The following is a 2,946-nucleotide window of genomic DNA, read 5'->3' on the forward strand; positions in this document are numbered from 1 at the left end:
CTGCGCCAATTATTGAGTAGGTCTGAGGGTCGCGCTTATTGACTGTATTCATAAGCATCAAAGCTTTTGTTTTACTCAGAAATAAATCTGTGTGATCCGTGTAATCTGTGGATTACTTAACCCCTGTAATCTTGATCCCGGCCGATTTGACGCCATTTTGTTTATTGATATAGATCAGCAAGCTGGTCATCCCCTCGACGACCATCGAGTTTTCAATAGGACCTGCGTCCCAGCCGATCATACCGGCAGCCTCTACCAGTTTTAGTGCTTCAAGTCGGGCAGTCTTGCCTTTACCGGTCACCAGCACATCGCAATTGACGGAGTGTCCGGTAAAAAGATGTTCATGCGAGATATTCTGGAAAGCGGATACTACATTGACTCCGTCACCGAGTATTTCTTGTGCTTCCTGGGCCGCACTGCCAGCTGGGGGCATTTGTGCCTTGGAAACTTTTGGCGGGACGAGGGGCACGGTCACATCGATAAAGATTTTTCCCTGCGCGGCCTCCCTAACGCTTTCCAGCGTAGGTTTGTGGGCGCTGTAAGGTACAGTCAGTACAAGGATATCCGCTTTTTCTGCGGCATCGGTATTGAGCAACCCTTGCACTTTACCTTCACCTAGCATTTTATTCAAATCACCAGCGGCGGTCTCAGCTTTTTCATTTGTGCGAGAACCGATAATGACATGGTATCCTGCCTTCGCCCAGCGATAGGCCAGACCCTTGCCTTCTTTGCCTGTGCCGCCTAATACGGCGATGGTGAGTAGTTTTGAATCGGTCGTCATGAATTTCTCCTTGAAATAAAATTGTGCATTAAAACTTCTCTTGATAGCGCTTCCAGGTTTTTGCTGAGGCCTCACGTGCCTTGGCCGCGATTTCGGCTTCATCAAGTGTCAGCAGCTCGCGATCCTTCATCAGCATTTTCCCGCCAACGATGGTTGTGGTGATCATACTTTCGTGGAAGCCAAACAGGATATGCCAGGGCAGATTGCCAGCCGTTAATTCGGTAAAGGGATGATAATCTACAAAAATCAGGTCTGCGTATGCGCCAACGCTCAGATTGCCAAGTGGCGCATCGGGGAAGAAAACATTTGCCAGAGCAGCATTATTATCAACGGCCAATTTTGTAACATCATAGCCACCCATGCGGCGCGGGTCATTATGCGCTGATTTATGCAGCAGGTAAGCTGCCTTCCATTCAGTCCACATCGCATTCGAAAAGCCATCATTGCCCAGACCGACTTTTACGCCCGCCCGCAGCATCGATTCGACCGGAGCAACTCCAACAGCATTATTCATATTTGAGCGCGGTTGGTGGGTTACCCAGGTCTCTGTATCTGCCAGGATCTGGATTTCGCGTGCGTCCACGTGCACGGCATGCACGGCAATACTCATTGGCCCCAGAATGCCGTATTTGTCAAGACGGTCGATCACACGCAATCCAGATTTGGCGAGGCTATCATCCTGATCGGAAAGTCCCTCCGCTGCATGGATGTGGAATCCGCTTCCTTCTGGAAGGGATGCTGCGCAGTGCTCAAGTGTGGATTCTGAGAGGGTCAGGCTGGCGTGTAAGCCAAAGCTCGCCCCGAGACGCGACTCTGGGTGGGCTTGCAAGCGTTTAATAAAACGGATATTCTCGTCGATGCCGGCCTGCATTTTGGCATCCCCATCCCGGTCGGTGACCTCGTAACAGAGGGAGGCCCGCAACCCGGATTTGGTTACGGCATCAGCGATGACGTCCAGTGAACCCTCAATGAAATTCGGCGAGGCGTGATGATCGATCAGTGTGGTTGTGCCATGTTTGATCGCATCTACAAGGCAGACGAGAGCCGAGTAACGCACATCATCTTCATTGAGAGATTTGTCCAGTGGCCACCAGAGTTTATCCAGAATTTGCGGAAAATCTTTTGGGGCCTCGCCAGGAATGCCCATCCCGCGTGCAAATGCACCATAAAAATGAGTATGCCCGCAAATGTTGCCTGGCATGACAAATTGTCCACGTGCATCGATGCGCTCCGCGTTAGGGTAACGCTCAGCAAGCTCACGGTCAGGGGCGATGCCGGCAATTTTATCCCCCTCTAAATAAATTGAGTAGCCGTGTAAAATTTGATTCTCCGGTCCCCAGGTAATCAGATTGGCGTTGGTAATTAGCATCATTTATCTCCTGAAAAAAATTTCCCCGCAATTATCAAGCGCGGGGAGATGATCGGGTAAGGTGTTTTTATTGCCGGGGCTTATCCCAGCCCGTATACTTGTGGGTCTGGCAAGGTAATTCCACTGGCAGCAATTTCGACAAGGGCGAGGAATACCGCCTCACGTAATTCGATATTTCCACCGCGCATGGCGTGGTAGAGGCCGTTGATGACACCTTCGCTTGGAGTACGGCGAAGATAAGAGAGGGCAGCCAATTGTTCATCAATATCTTCGCTCTTGAGGGCAAGCAGAAGGATATCGGTGGCTGGAGTGTTTGGAGATATGCCCATTCCTTCTTTGCCAGCAAAGGCGATCAGCCAGGGAGTTTCAGATGGTGGTGAAAGCTTGCGTGGAATATGAGGGTTTTTACCTTGCTGTTTTTCGAGGATGCCGCTGGCAATATCACGTACAGCCCATTCCTGATCTTCAACTTGCACCTGGGTAAGGAGATCTTTTGCCCAAGTTTCCGGGATCCGCCCAAGACCATAGACAACCGAACGGCGGACGAGTAGATCGTCAATTTCAAGCCCCTCTTTGAGTATTGGCCAGCCTTCAACGGGATGATTTGCCAGAGATTCAGCGGCAGCGCGGCGAAGATATTCATCGCCTTGCATGAGGGCTGTGGCAATTTCTTCGAGTGCGGTGTCTGTGCCAATACCGCTAAGAGCCAGACATGCTGCGCTGCGAGTGTAGGTGTTTTGGGTAATTTGGAAAATATTTGCCAATGCCTGGATTGCTTTTTTATCCTGCATAAGAC

At 50.6% G+C, this 2,946-nt stretch carries 3 protein-coding genes; all 3 read right to left on the minus strand.

What is annotated here, in order from left to right; translation table 11 throughout:
• Positions 1-112: 112 nt before the first annotated feature.
• Entirely contained in the window at positions 113-781 is a 669-nt protein-coding gene (gene npdG / locus AC3DOM_RS09010; protein ID WP_487918711.1) for an NADPH-dependent F420 reductase, read from the minus strand.
• Between the two features lie 28 nt (positions 782-809).
• Positions 810-2,150 (minus strand): putative aminohydrolase SsnA, encoded by a 1,341-nt coding sequence (gene ssnA, locus AC3DOM_RS09015; RefSeq protein ID WP_487918712.1) that lies wholly within the window; start codon positions 2,148-2,150, stop codon positions 810-812.
• A gap of 80 nt (positions 2,151-2,230) precedes the next feature.
• Positions 2,231-2,946: HEAT repeat domain-containing protein (locus AC3DOM_RS09020; RefSeq protein WP_487918713.1), on the minus strand; the 716-nt coding region annotated here is incomplete at its 5' end.

The sequence above is a fragment of the Candidatus Desulfolinea nitratireducens genome (genome assembly GCF_982879505.1).

Excerpts from the sequence above, each read along its gene's own strand:
- npdG (WP_487918711.1), bottom strand. The coding sequence starts at position 781 with ATGACGACCGATTCAAAACTACTCACCATCGCCGTATTAGGCGGCACA.
- ssnA (WP_487918712.1), bottom strand. The coding sequence starts at position 2,150 with ATGCTAATTACCAACGCCAATCTGATTACCTGGGGACCGGAGAATCAA.